14 protein-coding genes are annotated in these 16,534 nt (G+C 70.3%); 6 read left to right on the top strand and 8 right to left on the bottom strand.

Features of this window, described 5'->3' with window-relative positions:
- Positions 1-82: 82 nt before the first annotated feature.
- A complete protein-coding gene (locus tag LX12_RS02645; RefSeq protein ID WP_253652923.1) occupies positions 83-487 on the bottom strand; it encodes a hypothetical protein in 405 nt (134 codons plus the stop codon).
- 64 nt (positions 488-551) lie between these two features.
- A complete protein-coding gene (locus LX12_RS02640) occupies positions 552-4,607 on the bottom strand; it encodes a bifunctional nitrate reductase/sulfite reductase flavoprotein subunit alpha (RefSeq protein WP_253652922.1) in 4,056 nt (1,351 codons plus the stop codon).
- A 148-nt stretch (positions 4,608-4,755) separates the two neighbouring features.
- On the opposite strand from LX12_RS02640, the gene LX12_RS02635 reads away from it, so the two are divergent.
- The 4 genes from LX12_RS02635 to cynS all read left to right on the top strand — a co-directional run bounded on the left by LX12_RS02635 (position 4,756) and on the right by cynS (position 8,923).
- Positions 4,756-6,060 carry an O-acetylhomoserine aminocarboxypropyltransferase/cysteine synthase family protein gene (locus LX12_RS02635; protein ID WP_253652921.1) on the top strand — a complete coding sequence of 435 codons (1,305 nt, stop codon included), beginning with the start codon at positions 4,756-4,758 and terminating at the stop codon, positions 6,058-6,060.
- The gene (locus tag LX12_RS02630; RefSeq protein WP_253652920.1) at positions 6,050-6,550 is read left to right on the top strand and encodes a CoA-binding protein; all 501 of its coding nucleotides are present in this window, start codon (positions 6,050-6,052) and stop codon (positions 6,548-6,550) included. The genes LX12_RS02635 and LX12_RS02630 overlap by 11 nt, the downstream gene beginning before the upstream one ends.
- Positions 6,551-6,619: 69 nt before the next feature.
- Positions 6,620-8,437 (top strand): glycoside hydrolase family 15 protein, encoded by a 1,818-nt coding sequence (locus tag LX12_RS02625; protein WP_253652919.1) that lies wholly within the window; start codon positions 6,620-6,622, stop codon positions 8,435-8,437.
- A 33-nt stretch (positions 8,438-8,470) separates the two neighbouring features.
- Positions 8,471-8,923 (top strand): cyanase, encoded by a 453-nt coding sequence (gene cynS / locus LX12_RS02620; RefSeq protein ID WP_253652918.1) that lies wholly within the window; start codon positions 8,471-8,473, stop codon positions 8,921-8,923.
- A 277-nt stretch (positions 8,924-9,200) separates the two neighbouring features.
- Here cynS and LX12_RS02615 read toward each other — a convergent pair whose 3' ends face one another.
- Genes LX12_RS02615 through LX12_RS02605 form a run of 3 tightly spaced genes read right to left on the bottom strand, consistent with a single transcriptional unit; the run spans position 9,201 to position 11,587 of the window.
- Positions 9,201-10,613, bottom strand: a complete 1,413-nt coding sequence (locus LX12_RS02615; RefSeq protein WP_253652917.1) for a glucose-6-phosphate dehydrogenase — start codon at positions 10,611-10,613, stop codon at positions 9,201-9,203.
- Positions 10,614-10,638: 25 nt separating this feature from the next.
- Complete coding sequence (locus LX12_RS02610) at positions 10,639-11,109, bottom strand: nitroreductase family deazaflavin-dependent oxidoreductase (RefSeq protein ID WP_253652916.1); 471 nt, start codon at positions 11,107-11,109, stop codon at positions 10,639-10,641.
- 49 nt (positions 11,110-11,158) lie between these two features.
- Positions 11,159-11,587 carry a type II toxin-antitoxin system Rv0910 family toxin gene (locus LX12_RS02605; RefSeq protein ID WP_253652915.1) on the bottom strand — a complete coding sequence of 143 codons (429 nt, stop codon included), beginning with the start codon at positions 11,585-11,587 and terminating at the stop codon, positions 11,159-11,161.
- Positions 11,588-11,732: 145 nt separating this feature from the next.
- Here LX12_RS02605 and LX12_RS02600 point away from each other — a divergent pair, with 145 nt between their 5' ends.
- A complete protein-coding gene (locus LX12_RS02600) occupies positions 11,733-12,596 on the top strand; it encodes a cyclopropane mycolic acid synthase family methyltransferase (protein ID WP_253652914.1) in 864 nt (287 codons plus the stop codon).
- Positions 12,597-12,599: 3 nt separating this feature from the next.
- Here the strand turns inward: LX12_RS02600 and LX12_RS02595 are convergent, their stop codons facing one another.
- On the bottom strand, positions 12,600-13,697 hold the full coding sequence (locus LX12_RS02595) for a glycosyltransferase (RefSeq protein ID WP_253652913.1): 1,098 nt from the start codon (positions 13,695-13,697) through the stop codon (positions 12,600-12,602).
- A gap of 176 nt (positions 13,698-13,873) precedes the next feature.
- On the opposite strand from LX12_RS02595, the gene LX12_RS02590 reads away from it, so the two are divergent.
- Positions 13,874-14,557: a YoaK family protein gene (locus LX12_RS02590; protein WP_253652912.1), complete on the top strand. Its 684-nt coding sequence runs from the start codon at positions 13,874-13,876 to the stop codon at positions 14,555-14,557.
- Between the two features lie 13 nt (positions 14,558-14,570).
- Here the strand turns inward: LX12_RS02590 and LX12_RS02585 are convergent, their stop codons facing one another.
- On the bottom strand, positions 14,571-15,410 hold the full coding sequence (locus tag LX12_RS02585; protein ID WP_372504905.1) for an adenylate/guanylate cyclase domain-containing protein: 840 nt from the start codon (positions 15,408-15,410) through the stop codon (positions 14,571-14,573).
- Positions 15,411-15,420: 10 nt separating this feature from the next.
- Positions 15,421-16,533 carry a ferredoxin reductase gene (locus LX12_RS02580; protein WP_253652911.1) on the bottom strand — a complete coding sequence of 371 codons (1,113 nt, stop codon included), beginning with the start codon at positions 16,531-16,533 and terminating at the stop codon, positions 15,421-15,423.
- Position 16,534 lies beyond the last annotated feature (1 nt).

Below are 16,534 nucleotides of genomic sequence, written 5' to 3'. Positions count from 1 at the left end.
AGCTCTCCACGGTCGTGAATCACCAATGTGCGCAGTGACTTTCGCGCGATTGGTCCGAATGGACCGTTTCGCCGGTCGTGCGTCAGCGCAGGGCCGACAGGCGTCGTTCGATGCGTTTGGCCGTCACGAGGCGGCTCACGAAGGCGACGGTGAGCGACACGACGAACATGATCGCCTCCACGATCCAGGCGTCGAAGCGAGACGTCGCGGCCCCGACGGCGTTGCCGCTGAACCCGACCGCGATACCGCTGAGGATCGCCGAGCCGAACGCGGGGTACCCGGCGCGGTTCTCCAACCGCACCTTCCAGTCCACGGCGTCGCGGCGGGCCTGGTCCCGGGTGTCGGCGCCGCGGTGGCGGGACGCCTCGATGGCGAGTTCGAGATCGGGGTCGTCGGGTGCGCGCCACGCCCGCGCGGCGGACCAGAACCAGCCGAGCACGATGAGCACGTCGACGACGGTGAGCAGCACCGCCCCGAGCGTCGTCACACCGCGATGGTATCGCCGCGACGGGGTGCGGCGACGCTGTCGGGCGGGGGCGGGCGACGCGGCGTCAGTACACGTCGCGCAGGTAACGCTTGTCGGCCGCGAGCGCCTTGACGTAGGCCTCCGCGCTCTGCGGTGCCAGACGGCCGTGTTCAGCGACGACACCCACCAGCGCGTCGTGCACGTCGCGAGCCATGCGCTCGGCGTCGCCGCACACGCAGAAGACGGCACCGCGCTGCAGCCAGCGGAACAACTCGGCACCGTGTTCCCGCATGCGGTCCTGCACGTACACCTTCTCCGACTGGTCGCGGGAGAACGCCACGTCGAGGCGTGTCAGCACACCGGCTGCGCGCAGCTCGTCGAGTTCGTCGCGGTAGTAGAAGTCGGTGGCCTCGTGCTGTTCGCCGAAGAACAGCCAGTTCGGCCCGTCGTGGCCCCGGGCCCGTCGCTCCTGCAGGAACGCCCGGAACGGCGCGATGCCGGTTCCCGGCCCCACCATGACGAGCGGGGTGGACGGGTCCGTGGGCGGCCGGAACGTCGACGACCGGCGCACGAACACGCGGACGTCGGAGTCCTCGGCGTGGTCGGCGAGATAGGTCGAACAGACGCCGCGCCGGGGGGTGCCGTGGACGTTGTAGCGCACGGCCGACACCGTCAGCTGGATCTCGTCGGGGTGCTGTCGCGGGCTGGAGGAGATCGAGTACAGCCGCGGGCGCAGGGGCGTCAGCACCGCGAGCCAGTCCTCGGCGGATGCGCGCACCGGATGGAGGGCCAGCAGGTCGACCGACTGGCGCCCCCAGGCCCACTCGTCGAACGCCTCGCGGTTCTCGGGGAGCATCATCGCCTCGAGGTCGACGTCGCCGGTGCGGGCGATGACGAACCGCATGAGGTCGGGCGTGATCTTGGCGATCTCGAGGTGGTCGCGCAGGGCGTCGCGGAGCGCGATCCGACCGGTCGCGGGCAGGTCGACGGTGTCGGCACCGTCGAGGCCGGTGCGTTCCAACCACTCCCCGACCAATGCCTCGCTGTTGCGCGGCCACACCCCGAGCGCGTCACCGGTCTCGTAGGTCAGGGTGCCGGCGGGGATCGCGACCCCGACGGTGCGTACGTCCTTGCGGGAGCCCTCGAGCGTGACCCGTTGGTTGCGGACCAGCGAGGACACCAGCGGCGACGTCCGGTCGTAGCGGGGCGTGGTCGGCGCGCCCGTGTCGGTTGCCGACTGCGATGCGGCCGGGTCCGTTCCGATCGCGCCGACGACCGCGTCGATCCAGCGCGCGGCGGCGTCCTCGTACTCGGGCTCGCAGTCGACGCGATCGGCGAGACGCGCAGCCCCCAGTTCGGCGAGGCGGCCGTCGAGTCGGCGTCCGTGCCCGCAGAAGTCGGCGTAGGACGAATCACCGAGAGCGAGAACCGAATACCGCAGTCCGGACAGGTCGACGTCGGACTCGGCGAGCGCGGACCAGAATGCGGCACCGTTGTCGGGGGCGTCGCCGTCGCCGGTCGTGGAGCTGACCACCACCACGGTCGCGAGCCCGGTGAGATCACGCGGGGTGACCTCGTCCATCGGACGCGTCACCACGGTCGACCCGGCGGCGCGGAGCCGGCCGGCCACCGTCTCGACGACCTCCTCGGCGGTCCCTGTCTGCGAGGCCCACAGCACCGTGACCGGTGTCGACGGTTCGTCGGCGTCCTGTGCCGCAGCGGGACCCAGGGTGGTGCGGGCGTACATCCCGGCGAGGACGCCGTCGACGTGGGCGCGGACCGACGGTCGCAGTGGCGCCGCCGACGGGATCGTGGGGACCTCTCCCGCGGCGACCGGGCGTGCGTCGAGGCCGGTGACGAACCCGGCGAGCCAGTCGGCCTCGAGCCCCGTCGGCTCCACGGGGCTCCGCGCGTCAGGGAGACCCAGTGCCCGGGCGAGGTCCGTCGGCCGCCGCTCGCGGTCGGAGGGCTCGACCCGGGGCGAGACGTCGGCGGACCCCGGCGCGGCGGCCACGCGCGTGAGCCGCACCGCGCACGCCTTGAACTCGGGCTGGCGCGAGTCGGCGTCGACCGCGTCGTTGGTCACCGCGTTCACCGCGACGTCCGCGGCGAACCGGTCGGCGAAGTGGAACGGGACGAACACCGACCCCGGCAGCACCCGGTCGGTCACGACGGCCGGGAGGACGGACCGTCCACGCCGCGAAGCGATCTCGACGGTGTCCCCGTCGACCACGGACAGGGTGCGGGCGTCCTCGGGATGGAGCTCGACGAAGGGCGCGGGGTTCAGTTTCTGCAGTTTCGCCACGCGACCGGTCTTGGTCATCGTGTGCCACTGGTGCGGGAGCCGTCCGGTGTTGAGGACGAACGGGTGCTCGTCGTCGGGCATCTCGGCCGGGTCGACGGCGGGCCGGGCCAGGAAGCGCGCCCGGCCCGACGACGTCGGGAACGTCGGGACACCGCCGTCGGGACCGAGGTAGCGGATGGGATGCCGTCGGTCCGGCTCCTGCGGCGGACACGGCCACTGGACCGGGCCGTCGGCGAGGCTCGCATAACTCATCCCGCGTAGATCCCAGCCGGTGCGCGGGTTGTGGAACCGGCGGATCTCGTCGAAGACGGCTTCGGCGTCCTCGTAGGCGAAGTGCTCGCCGAAGCCGAGCCCGTCGGCGATCTCGGCGATGATGCGCCAGTCCGGCAGTGCCTCGCCCGGTGGTGGGGACGCGGGTCGGCACAGCGTCACCGAGCGTTCGGAGTTGACCATCACACCGTGCGTCTCCGACCACATGGCGGCCGGGAGCACGACGTCGGCGTATTCGGTGGTCTCGGTGTCGCCGTAGACGTCCTGCACGACGACGAGGTCGGCGCGCCGCAACCCCTCGATCACCGTCGACCGGTTCGCGACGCTGGCGACGGGGTTGGTGCAGATGATCCACGCGGCCCGGATCTCCCCGGCCGCCATCCGCTCGAACATGTCGACGGTCCCGCCGCCGACGTGTGTCGAGATGGTCCCCCGCGGAACACCCCACAGATCCTCGACCAGTGCGCGGTCGTCGTCGTCGAACACCGACCGCTGGCCGGGGAGCCCGGGCCCCATGTAGCCCATCTCGCGGCCACCCATCGCGTTCGGCTGCCCGGTCAGTGAGAACGGGCCGCTGCCCGTGCGACAGATGGCGCCGGTGGCGAGGTGCAGGTTGCACAGGGCGTTGGTGTTCCACGTGCCGTGGGTCGACTGGTTGAGGCCCATCGTCCACAGGCTCATCCAGTCGTCCGCCTCGCCGATCCACGTGGCGGCCGTCCGCAGGTCGGCCTCGTCGATGCCGCACTGCTCCGCGACGACCGCGGGCGGATACGCGTCGAGCGACGACGCGAGGTCGTCCCACCCCTCGGTCGCCGACGCGATGAACTCCTCGTCGACGTGACCATCGGCGACGAGCAGATGCAGGAGGCCGTTGAGGAGCCACAGGTCGGATCCGGGCCGGGTCTGCAGGTGCAGGTCGGCCTTGTCCGCGGTGGCGGTGCGGCGCGGGTCGACGACGATGACCTTGGCGCCCTCCCGGGCACGATCGAGCATGCGCAGATGCAGGATCGGGTGGCAGTCGGCCATGTTCGACCCGATGACGAGGAAGACGTCGGCGTGGTCGAGGTCGTCGTAGGAGCCGGGCGGCCCGTCGGCGCCGAGCGACTGCTTGTAGCCGGTGCCCGCACTGGCCATGCACAGCCGCGAGTTCGACTCGATCGCGTTGGTGCCCAGGAATCCCTTGACCAGCTTCGTGGCGAGGTACTGCGCCTCGGTGGTCATCTGCCCCGACACGTAGACACCCACGGCCTCCGGGCCGTGTTCGTCGATGATGGCCCGCAGCCGCGCGGCGGTGTCGCGGATCGCCTCCGACGTCGACGCCGGCTGCGCGGGACCGTCCCGGTCGGGCCGGACGAGGGCGGTGGTGAGTCGGCCCGATGCACGGAGCATGTCCGCCGTGGTGGCCCCTTTGGTGCACAGCCGACCGCGGTTCGCGGAGTGCTCACGGTCGCCGACGACCGAGAGCACCCCGGCGGTGCCGTCGTCGCGGACGCCGGGCTGCAGGACGATGCCGCAGCCGACGCCGCAGTACCCGCACACCGATCGCACTCCAGCCGTCGAGACCATGCGGCCACTGTGGCGGCCCGTCCGATCAGGGCGGTTGCCGCGCTGTGAGTCGGGCGTGACTTTTTCCTCACGGCGAGCAGAACCGAACGGTGAGGCAGGCATCGGTGCGCTCACCTGCGTCGGTCCGTCGGCTGGTAGAAATCGGCAGGTGAGCGAACACGCCTTCGGGCTGAGGACACGCGCCATCCACGCCGGCGCCCGCGTCGACCCGACGACCGGTGCCCGTGCGGTGCCGATCTACCAGACCGCCAGCTACGTCTTCGCCGACGCGGACGACGCCGGCGATCTCTTCGCGCTGCAGAAGTACGGCAACGTGTACTCGCGGATCGGCAACCCCACGGTGGCGGCGTTCGAGGAACGCATCGCCAGCCTCGACGGCGGGATCGGTGCCGTCGCCACGGCGAGCGGGCTGTCGGCGGAGTTCGCGGTGTTCGCGACGTTGTGCGCGGCCGGCGACCACATCGTCGCCGCGGCCGGGCTCTACGGGGGCACCGTGACCCAGCTCGACGTCACCCTGCGGCGGTTCGGGATCGAGACGACGTTCGTCCCCGGCACCGACCCCGCCGACTACGCCGCCGCGATCACCGACCGCACCAAGCTCGTCTACGCCGAGGTGATCGGCAACCCGTCCGGCGACATCGCCGACCTGGAGGGGCTCGCCGCCGTCGCGCACGAGCGCGGCCTGCCCTTCGTCGTCGACGCGACGATGGCCACCCCGTGGCTCTGCCGGCCGATCGAGTTCGGCGCCGACGTCGTCGTGCACTCGGCGACGAAGTTCCTCGGCGGGCACGGGACCACCTTGGGTGGCGTCGTCGTCGAGTCGGGCCGATTCGACTGGGGCAACGGGCAATTCCCGGCCATGACCGAGCCGGTCCCCTCCTACGGCGGGCTGAGCTGGTGGGGCAACTTCGGCGAGTACGGGTTCCTCACCAAGGTCCGCAGTGAGCAGGTCCGGGATCTCGGGGCGAGCCTGTCCCCCACCTCGGCGTTCCAGTTGCTGCAGGGCGTCGAGACCCTGCCCCAGCGGATGGACGCACATGTCGCCAATGCGCAGGCGGTGGCGGAGTCGCTGGCCCGCGACGCGCGCGTGGAATCGGTCGCGTACGCCGGGCTGGCAGATCACCCGCATCACGACCGCGCAGCACGGTACCTGCCGAAGGGTCCCGGCGCGGTGTTCGCCTTCCGGGTCCGCGGGGGCCACGTCGCCGGGCGCGCGCTCGTCGAGAACGTCCGTCTGGCAAGCCATGTCGCCAACATCGGCGACGTGCGCACGCTGGTCATCCACCCGGCCAGCACCACCCATCGGCAGCTCACGCCGGAGCAACTGCTGGCCGCGGGCGTCCCCGACGACCTCGTGCGCATCAGCGTCGGGATCGAGGACCTCGACGACATCCTGTGGGACCTCGACCAGGCCCTGACGGCCGCGACGAAGGAGGCCGACGATGTCCGCTGACACCGCGCAGCGCACCTGGCAGGGCCCGTCCGCCGCCCGCCGGCGCGAGATCCTGCTCGGCACCCGCACCATCGCGATCGTCGGCGCGTCGGCGAACCCCGCCCGAGCCAGCTACTTCGTCAACCGCTACCTCACGTCCACCTCGGACTACACCGTGTGGCTGGTGAACCCGACGATCGACGAGATCGACGGCACCCCGGTCTACCCGAGCCTGTCGGAGCTGCCCGGCGTCCCCGACATGGTCGACGTCTTCCGACGCCACGACGATCTCCCCTCGGTGCTGGACGACACGCTCGCGGTCGGCGCGTCGACGCTGTGGCTGCAGCTGGGCCTGTGGCACGAGGACGTCGCCCGGCGCGCCGAGGAGGCCGGCCTGTCCGTCGTGATGGACCGCTGCGTCAAGATCGAGCACGCGCGGTTCCACGGGGGCCTGCACCTCGCCGGGTTCGACACCGGCGTGATCGACTCGCGGCGTCGCAGCGGTCTCTGAGGAACCCGTCGGTGCTGCTCACGGGCGCGTCGGGCGGTCTCTATCGCGTGCGATGACACGATGGTCGATGTGAGCGACGACGACACGCCCCGGTACCTGCCCATCGCCGACCACGGGGTGATCGGGGACCTGCGGACCGCGGCGCTCGTCGGCATCAGCGGGAGCATCGACTGGTTCTGCTGTCCGCGGTTCGACTCGCCCAGTGTGTTCGGGTCGTTGCTCGACGCCGACGGGGGCGGCTCCTGGGACGTCTCGATGGTGGACGGACTCGTCTCGACCAAGCAGTTCTACCTGCCCGACTCGAACGTCCTCGTCACCCGTTTCATGAGCGAGGACGGCGTCGCCGAGGTGCAGGACCTCATGCCCCTGGCGAAGCCGAAGGATCCCGATCACCGGACACGCATCATCCGACGGATCGAGTGCGTCCGTGGTCGGGTGCGGATGGCCATGCGCCTGCACCCGGCGTTCGACTACGGCCGCGCCGCGCACACCACGTCGGTCGTCGACGACACCCATGTCACCCTGTCCGGCGGCGATCTGACCCTGCATCTCGCCTCGGACGTCCCGCTCGAGGTCTCCGACGACGTCGTGACCGCCCGCGTCCGGCTCGGTGTGGGTGAGGCCGCCACCTTCTCCCTCGGCGTCGACGAGATCCCCGACGACGAGATCGATTCCGACTCCTCCGAGCACATCATCCACGCGACCGTGCGGTTCTGGCAGTCGTGGCTGGGACAGTCGAACTACCGCGGCCGATGGCGCGAGATGGTGCACCGCTCAGCCCTTGCGCTCAAGCTCATGACGCACGAGCCGACCGGGGCGATCGTCGCGTCGGTCACGACGGCCCTTCCGGAGGAGATCGGCGGTGAACGCAACTGGGACTACCGCTACGTCTGGATCCGGGATGCCGCGTTCTCGCTGTACGGCCTGCTGCGCCTGGGTTTCAACGACGAGGCCGCCGCCTTCATGGGGTGGCTCACCCGTCGTTTCAGCGACGGCGACACCGACGGCGGACGTCCGCTGCGGCTGATGTACACCATCGACGGGGAGTCGCCGCCGCAGGAGAAGCCACTCGACCACTGGGAAGGTTACCGCGGGTCGAGGCCGGTCAACGTCGGCAACGAGGCCAGCAACCAGCTGCAACTCGACATCTACGGCGAGCTGATCGACTCGGTGTACCTGTTCAACAAGTACGGCGCCGGTATCTCGTGGAACTCCTGGCACGAACTGTGCGGTGTGCTCGACTGGCTCACCGACAACTGGGATCAGCCCGACGAGAGCATCTGGGAGGTGCGGTCGGAGTCGCAGAACTTCGTCTACTCGCGCCTCATGTGCTGGGTCGCGTTCGAGCGGATGATCCGCATGAGCCGACAGCGCGGTCTGCCCGGGGACGTCGGGACGTGGATGAAGACCCGCGACGCCATCTTCGACCAGATCATGCAGAAGGGGTGGGACGCCGACCGCGAGTCCTTCACGCAGACCTTCGAATCCGATCGACTCGACGCGTCCCTGCTGTTGGTCCCGGCCGTGAAACTGCTGTCCCCCACCGACCCTCGGTTCCTGTCGACGCTGAAGGCGATCGAGGAGCAACTGGTGAGCGACTCGCTGGTGTTCCGCTATGACTCCAGTGATCACGACGACGGACTGAGCGGCACCGAGGGGACGTTCTCGCTGTGCTCGTTCTGGTACGTCGAGGCGTTGACGCGCGTCGGCCGTCGGCCCGACGCCCGCCTGGCCATGGAGAAGATGTTCACCCACGCCAACCACCTTGGCCTCTACGCCGAGCAGGTCGGACTCACCGGCGAGCAACTCGGCAACTTCCCGCAGGCGTTCACCCACCTCGCCCTGATCAGCGCGGCCTACAACCTGGATCGGGAACTGGGAGACTGAGCGCCCGGACCGGTTCTGCGTGATCCTGGTGCCATGACACGAGAAGACGTGACCCGCACCATCGCCGCTCGACGCGTGGAGCTCGGACTGACGTGGCAGTCACTGGCGGACGCCGTCGACCGGCCCGTCGTGTGGACGACAGCCGCACTGCTCGGCCAGCACCCGATCCCGCGCCCCGAGGCCGAGGTGCTTCTCGAGAAGCTCGGGCTCTCGCCGGATCTGGTGCCGATCCTCGGTGCGGTCCCGGTCCGCGGGACCGATCGCGACGTGGTGCGCAACGATCCGACGATCTATCGGCTCTACGAGGCCCTCGCCGTGTACGGGCCCGCGCTGAAGGAGCTGATCCACGAGCAGTTCGGGGACGGCATCATGAGCGCGATCAACTTCAGCGTCGACATCGACAAGAAGCCGCACCCGTCCGGCGATCGCGTCGTCATCACCCTCGACGGGAAGTTCCTCCCCTACGACTGGGTCTCGGCCGACTGACACCCGCCGACGGCTCACCCCCCGAACCGTTCGTTGGGCAGCAGGAACCGTTCGTCGGGCAGCAGGGCCCGTTCGTTGGGCAGCAGGGCCCGTTCGTTGGGCAGCCGGGTCGATGACACGTCGCGAGAATGCTCCGGGCGCCCGACGATTAGTTCCAAGTGCCCAACGAACGGCTCCGGGTGCCCAACGAACGGCTCCGGGTGCCCAACGAACGGCTCCGGGTGCCCAACGAACGGCTCCGGGTGCCCGACGAACGGCGGTCACCCGACGGGTGGGGTCACTTGCCGGTGACGAACCAACCGATCGGTGCCGCGAGCTGGTCGGCGGCGCCGGGTCCCATCGAGCCGGCGGGGTACGGCTGCACCGACGGCGGGTTGTCGAGCAGGGGCTGCGCGACCTCCCACACGTGAGCCAGGCCGTCGGGCCGGGTGAACAGCGACCGGTCGCCGTCGAGGACGTCGTTCAGCAGCCGCGCGTACGGCGACAGCGCGCCGCCGTTGTCGGAGTCGACGGTGTCCAGCGGGAGGTCCAAATGGGCGATCGCCAGGTCCTCGCCGGGACCGGGCTCCTTCACCGTGACCGTGATGTCGATCTGGCCGTCGCCGGACAGGTCGAAGGTGAGCGCCGCACCGCCCTGCGGGATGTGCGTGATGGGCCCGTCCTCGGGGCGTCGGAAGACCAACGTCACCCGCTGCGCCGAGACGCCCATCTTCTTGCCGGTGCGGAGCACGAAGGGCACGTCGCGCCAGCGATCGGTGTCGACCCACAGCCGTGCGGCGACGAACGTGTCGGTGGTCGAGTCGTCGGCGACGCCCTCGGTCTCGCGGTAGCCCTCGAACTGGCCGAGGACGACCTCGTCGGTGTCGATCGGTCGGAACGCGGCGATCACCGACTCACGCGCCGACTGCAGGTCGTCGGCGCCGAGGCTCAGCGGTGGCTCCATCGCGACCTCGGCCGCCACCTGGAACAGGTGGGTCACCACCATGTCGAGGACGGCGCCGGTCGCGTCGTAGAACTCGGCGCGGTCGTCGATGTCGAGCGTCTCGGGGATGTCGATCTGCACCTGCTCGACGTGTTCGCGGTTCCACAGCCCGGCGAACATGCCGTTGGCGAACCGGAGGATGTGCAGGTTCTGCGTGCTCTCCTTGCCCAGGAAGTGGTCGATCCGGTACACCTGCGACTCGTCGAACACGGCGTGGACCGCCTCGTCGAGTTCGGTGAACGTCTTCTGCGAGGTGCCGAACGGCTTCTCGTAGACGACCCGCGACCCCTCGGCCAGGCCGTGCTCGCCCAGCGCGCGGGTGTAGTCGGTGAACGTGCTGGGCGGCAACGCGATGTAGTGGACGAGCTGCACGTCGTCGCCGCCCAGGTCGTCCTCGTTGCGGATCTCGTCGACGACGTCGGGCAGTTGCCCCGGATCGTCGACGGTGAACCCGCCGCCGGCGAAGCGCAGGTTCGCCGCGAACGCGTCCCACGTGTCGCCGACCCCGTCGCCGAACTCCTCCAGCGACGACCGGACGTGGTCGCGGAATTCGTCGTCGCTGCGCTGCCCGCGGCCGTTGCCGACCAGTCGCCACCGCTCGGGGAGCAGCCCGCGCTGCTCCAGTTGGTAGAAGGCGGGCAGCACCATCCGCTTGGCGAGATCGCCGGTGGCGCCGAACAACACGAAGACCGTGGGGGTGTCGGGCATGGTTCCACCTTGCCAGACGGCGGGGTCAGTCGACGGCCGTGAGCGAGAAGACCGGTATGACACGGTCGGTGCGCTGTTCGTACAGCCGGAAGTTGGGCCAGGTGTCGAGGAGGTCCTGCCACGCCCGTGCCCGGTCGGCGTCGGCGAGCTCGCGCCACCGCACGCGGATCGGTGTCCCGCCGCGGACGATCTCGGCGGTGTCGGTGGCGCGCAGATTGTGCACCCAGGCGGGCATCTTCGGGTTCCCGAAGTAGGACCCCGCGATCAGCCAGTCGCCGTCGCGGGGAACGCACAGCAGCGGGGTCGACCGGACGACGCCGGACTTGCGGCCGGGGACCCGCAGGATGAGGTTGGGCAGTCCGGCGATGTCGAGGACCGACACCTTGCCACCCGAGATCCGTTGCAGCCGAACGTCGGTCTTCTCGATGACGGGCAGCAGTCTCGGCATCCAGCCGATCGCCCCGATGCGGACGGCGAGCGGTGTCAACAGACCCATGGTGATCCCTTCATGCGAGTCCAGGGGTCTGACGCTACGCGGCGGCGGGTCAGCGCAGGGCGGCGAGGTTGTCGACGGAGCGACGTACGTCGCCCTCGATGACCTTGGCGACCATGCGGCCGACGGGCCCGCTGAGCAGCCCGCCGGTCAGCTCGGCGGCGACCCGGAACCGTGAGCCGTCGCCGTCCGGGGAGACGGTGAGGTCGAGGGTGATGCGCACGCCTCCCCGACCACTGCCCTCCAGTCCGATACGGGTGGGTTCGTCATACCGCGTCACGCGCCAGGCGATGGTGTTGCGGAACCCCTTCACCTTGATGAGCGACTTGACGCTCGTGCCCTCGGCGATCTCGTCGGGGACGTCGGACTTCCAACCGCCGAAGATGGTCAGCCACTCGTCGAACCGCCTCAGGTCCGACGCGAGTGCCCACGCCGTGGCCGGGTCCACATCGCTGCGGACGGTCACGTCCAGATCTGCCACCGCTGCTCCTCTGCTCCGTCGACGACGCTACGGCGTACCCCGTCGGGCCCGGGCCACGCATGGTTGTGACGTGTCCCACGGGTACCCTTCAGGCCGTTGCGTCGCGCCCCGCGCGACGGCGAGAACCCGACCGGAAGGTGGCGTCATGACCGAGCTCGACCCGTTCTACGAGGACGTGCAGGCCCACTACGACCTGTCGAACGACTTCTTCGACCTGTTCCTCGACCCGTCCCGCATGTACAGCTGCGCGTACTTCAAGGAGGACGACTACACCCTCGAGCAGGCGCAGTACGCGAAGATCGACCTGTCGCTCGGCAAGCTCGGTCTCGAGCCGGGGATGCGCCTGCTCGACATCGGCTGCGGGTGGGGCACCACCATCAAGCGCGCGATGGAGAAGTACGACGTCGACGTCATCGGTCTGACGCTGAGCAAGAACCAGTACGAGCTCGTCAACGAGTCCCTCTCCGCGTCGACCCCCGCGGGTCGGAAGGCCGAGGTGCGCCTGCAGGGCTGGGAGGAGTTCGACGAGCCCGTCGACCGCATCGTCAGCATCGGTGCCTTCGAGCACTTCCGCGCCGAGCGCTACCCGGCCTTCTTCGAGAAGACCTACGGCCTCCTCCCCGACGACGGCACGATGCTCCTGCACACGATCGTCGCCTTCAACCGCCACGTGATCCGCGAGAAGGGCCTGCCGATCACGCGCGACGTGTTGGCCTTCGCGCGGTTCATCGCCAACGAGATCTTCCCGGGCGGACAGCTGCCCGAGCCGCACGACGTCGAGCGTGAGAGCACCCGCGTCGGGTTCACCGTCGAGCGCATCCAGCCGCTGCAGCAGCACTACGCCCGCACCCTCGACACCTGGGCCGCGTCGCTGAAGGAGCGCGAGGAGGACGCGGTCCGCATCGCCAACCGCGACGTCTTCGACACCTACATGAAGTACCTGACCGGCTGCGCGGACTACTTCCGCAACGGCTACATCGACGTCATGCAGTTCACCCTGCAGAAGTGACGCTCAGGCGCTGAGGACGTCCAGCATCCTCTCGACCGTCGTCGGCCACCCGAAGGTCTCGGCCCGTTGCCGGGCGCGCTTGCGAGCATCGGCGAGGTCGAGCACGGTGCGTACGCCCTCGGTGAACGCGGCGGCGGTGTTCGGCGCGACCGCCCCGCAGTCGGCGGTGACGATCTCCGCGACCGCCGACGTGCGCGACGCCACCACCGGTGTGCCCGCGGCGAGCGACTCGAGGGCCGACAGGCAGAACGTCTCGTGCGGTCCCGGGGCCATCGCGACGTCGGCGGCGGCGAGGAGGTCGGCCACCTCGTCGCGGGTCTGCAGGAACCCGGTGAACTCGACCGGCAACCCGGCGGCACGACGGACGAGGGCGGGGCGGCGGGGCCCGTCGCCGGCGATCACCAGGCGCGCCGCGACACCCGCCTCGAGGAGACCGGCGCAGGCGTCGATGCTGCGCTCGACGTGCTTCTCCACCGACAGTCGCCCACAGTGCACGAGCAGGGGTCCGTCGCCGTCGCGCCACCGTCCGCCGCCGACGGAGTCGCGACGCCGCGGGTGGAACAGGTCGAGGTCGACACCGAGCGGGACGCGGTGCACGTTGCGCGCGCCGATGCGGTCGAACTCGGCGCGGGCGAACTCGGTGGTGCACACCACCGCGTCGTAGGCCGCCGCGGAGCGTGCGTTGGCGACGTCGGCCGCGGCGCGGGCCCAGGCTCGCGGCATCGCCTGTGCGAGAAGCCGATCGAGGCGCTCGTGCGAGATCATGACTGCCGCGGCACCGTGACGCCGGGCCCAGGGCCCGAGGCCTCGGAGGGTGAGACGGTCCGACACCTCGAGGGCGTCGGGTGCCAGACCCCGCACGACGTCCCGCACGCGCCGGGGATCGGCGACACGGTAGCCACCGGTCCACGGGATGGACGGCGCGGCGACGGTGACCCGGTGCACGCCCGACGCGAGCATCTCCTCGCCGGGGTGCCGTCCGGGGACGACGAGCGAGACCTGGTGTCCGCGTTGCACGTAACCGTGCCCGAGTTGGTCGACGGCGGTACGCAACCCACCGGACCGGGGCCCGTAGAAGTTGGCGACCTGCACGATGCGCACGCCCGCAGTGTCACCCGCTCCCCTCGCCGGGAGGTGTCCGTCAGATGGCCGGGAACGCAACGTCGCCACAACTGTCACGACCTCGATGGTGATGTGGCACAACTCATTCCTGAGAAGACGCTGTGTAACACGGGCGAAACGGCGAAATGCGGCATGCGTGGTTAGCCTCGGATGTCATGAAACCGATCGGGGATCCAGAAGCAGTGGTCTCGTGGGTGCTCGCCGCGATGGCGGGCCTGGTGGGGGCGGCGGCGTTCATCCAGACCACCGGCTACTTCGTGACCTTCATGACAGGCAACGCCGAGCGCGCCGCCCTCGGGTATCTCGTCGGACGGCCGGCCATGGCGACGGCCGCGATCCTGATCACCGTCACTTTCGTGGCGGGCGTCGTGGTCGCGTCGCTGCTGCGGCGGCACGTGTGGGTGAACCATCCGCATGGCGCGACGATGCTCACCACCATCAGCCTGGCCATCGCCACCGGGGTCGACTTCGTGACGGCGGGCTTCAACGCGCCGGCGGTGACGTTCATCCCGATCCTGTTCGTCGCCTTCGGCATCGGCGCGCTGAACACCTCGTTTTGCGACGACAAGAAGGGCGAGGTGTCGGTCCCGCTCAGCTACGTCACGGGCACGTTGGTGAAGCTCGGTCAGGGCATCGAGCGTCACATCAGCGGCGGTCAGGCCAAGGAGTGGAACGGGTACTTCCTGCTGTGGCTGGCGTTCGTCGTCGGTGGCGTGATCGGCGGGATCGTCAGCCTGGTGATCACCGGTGGCCAGATGCTCCTGGCGGCGACGGTGATCTGCGGCGGTGTCGCGCTGTACACCTACCGGCTCGACGAGCGCGCCAGCATCCTGGGCTGACCACCTCCCCCGCTCAGCGGGACTCGTACCGAGGGACCACCGCGTAGACCACCAGGTCACGCGGTGTCCCCTTGGCACGGAACCGACGCCGCCGTCGCACGTACTTGTCGCCGTCGGTCGCGTCGAGGGTGGCGCTGGTCGCGAGCACCTCGCCGGCGCCGGCCGCGTCGGCGACGCGCGCGGCGATGTTCACGTCCACCCCGAGGTAGTCGTCGCCGTCGCGACGGGGCGTGCCGGTGTGCAGACCGGCCCGCAGGGCCGGCCGGTACCCGTCGACGGTGATCGCGCTGACGGCGACACCGGCCTCGTGCGCCGCCTCGATCGCGTCGGCACCGTCGAGGAACACGGCCATCACGCCGTCCCCGAGCGACTTGACGACGCGCCCACCCCGGTGGCGCACCACCTCGGTGGTGGCCGCGTTCACCCGGCGCACGAGGTCGAGGACCTTGTCGTCGCCGGCGTCGAGCGCCCACGTGGAGAAGTTCACGAGGTCGGTGAACAGGATCGTCACCGGTCGCGGGGGGTCGTCGTCGGCCTGCCGACGACCGCCGAGTGCCTGCCACATCTGCACGGCCGTGAGGCCGAGCTCGCGGACCGCGGTGGGTTCGTCGCCGCCGCCGATCAGCCGCGCCAGGCGATCGCTGTAGCGCATGGCGGGTGCCGAGAAGTCCATCACGGGCAGGTCGCCGGGCGCGCGGGTGCGGGCCGACCGTGCCGCCCGGATCACGGTCTCGGTGTGGTTCACGCGCGAGGCCCACTCCCGTGCGCGGGTCAGCCCGGTCGCCAGCGCCCTGCCGGCGCGCCGAGCCCGGTCGCGACCGTCGCCGTCCGCGGGGGCTCCGTCGTCGCTCACCGATGCCTCGTCACAGGTCGATGGAACACGCGCCCGACACCGTCGAGACGCAGGTCTGGATCCGCTCGCCCTCGCGGTGCTCCTCCCCCGACCGCAGGTCGCGGGTGTGGCCGGATTCGAGGGGCACGACGCACGACTGGCAGATGCCCATCCGGCAGCCGAACGGCAGTGAGACGCCCAGGGACTCGCCCGCCTCGAGGATGGTGGTCGCACCGTCGATCTCCACCGACCGCTCGGACCGCGTGAACGTCAGCGTCCCGCCCTCACCCCGTGCGGCGTCGCGGTCGATCGCGAACCGCTCGATGTGCAGGTTGTCGGCGACCCCGGCGTCGGCGAAGACGTGCTCGACGTCGTCGAGCATCCGGATCGGTCCGCACGCCCAGGTGGACCGCTCGCGCCAGTCGGGTACGACGTCGTCGAGGGCGGTGAGATCGACCTTCCCCATCTCGCGCGTCAGCTGCAGGTGCAGGGTGTACGAGTCGGCGGTCGCGGCGAGCTCGGCCAGCTCGTCGGCGAAGATGACGTCGTCCCGGGTGGGTGCGGAGTGCACGTGCACCACGTCGGGCAGGGTGCCCCGGTCGCGCAGGCTACGCAGCATGGCCATCACCGGCGTGATGCCGCTGCCGGCGGTGACGAACAGCAGACGCTCCGGCGGCGGGCTCGGCAGGACGAAGTCACCCCGGGGGGCGGCGAGCCGGATCACCGTCCCCGGCGCGAGCCCGTCGACGAGGTGCGACGAGAGGAACCCGTCGGGGTTGGCCTTGACCGTAACCGTGATCCGCTTGCGCGCGGCCGTGCCGATCGACGTCAACGAGTAGGAGCGCCAGTGCCAGCGGCCCTCGATCTGGACACCGATGCCGACGTACTGCCCCGGGCGGTAGTCGTGGGAGAAACCCCAGCCGGTCTCGATCTCGACCGTCGCCGAGTCGGCGGTCTCCTTGCGGACCGACACCACCCGACCGCGCAGTTCCCGCGCCGACCACAGCGGGTTCAGCAGATGCAGGTAGTCGTCCGGGAGCAGCGGGGTCGTCGCGCGGGCGAGCAGCCCCCGGATCACCGGGGCGTGCGGCGTCGTGGCCGCGACACCCTCGGCGGGGCGGCGACTCCAACGGAGCAGGTCCATG

Origin of the sequence: Williamsia serinedens (assembly GCF_024171725.1) — a bacterium.
Taxonomy (GTDB): domain Bacteria; phylum Actinomycetota; class Actinomycetes; order Mycobacteriales; family Mycobacteriaceae; genus Williamsia_A; species Williamsia_A serinedens.
This window is presented reverse-complemented; position numbering and strand designations above follow the sequence as displayed.

Coding starts and splice junctions, on each gene's coding strand:
- LX12_RS02630 (WP_253652920.1), top strand. CDS start 6,050: ATGTCCGCTGACACCGCGCAGCGCACCTGGCAGGGCCCGTCCGCCGCC.
- LX12_RS02590 (WP_253652912.1), top strand. CDS start 13,874: ATGAAACCGATCGGGGATCCAGAAGCAGTGGTCTCGTGGGTGCTCGCC.
- cynS (WP_253652918.1), top strand. CDS start 8,471: ATGACACGAGAAGACGTGACCCGCACCATCGCCGCTCGACGCGTGGAG.
- LX12_RS02610 (WP_253652916.1), bottom strand. CDS start 11,109: ATGGGTCTGTTGACACCGCTCGCCGTCCGCATCGGGGCGATCGGCTGG.
- LX12_RS02615 (WP_253652917.1), bottom strand. CDS start 10,613: ATGCCCGACACCCCCACGGTCTTCGTGTTGTTCGGCGCCACCGGCGAT.
- LX12_RS02600 (WP_253652914.1), top strand. CDS start 11,733: ATGACCGAGCTCGACCCGTTCTACGAGGACGTGCAGGCCCACTACGAC.
- LX12_RS02640 (WP_253652922.1), bottom strand. CDS start 4,607: ATGGTCTCGACGGCTGGAGTGCGATCGGTGTGCGGGTACTGCGGCGTC.
- LX12_RS02580 (WP_253652911.1), bottom strand. CDS start 16,533: ATGGACCTGCTCCGTTGGAGTCGCCGCCCCGCCGAGGGTGTCGCGGCC.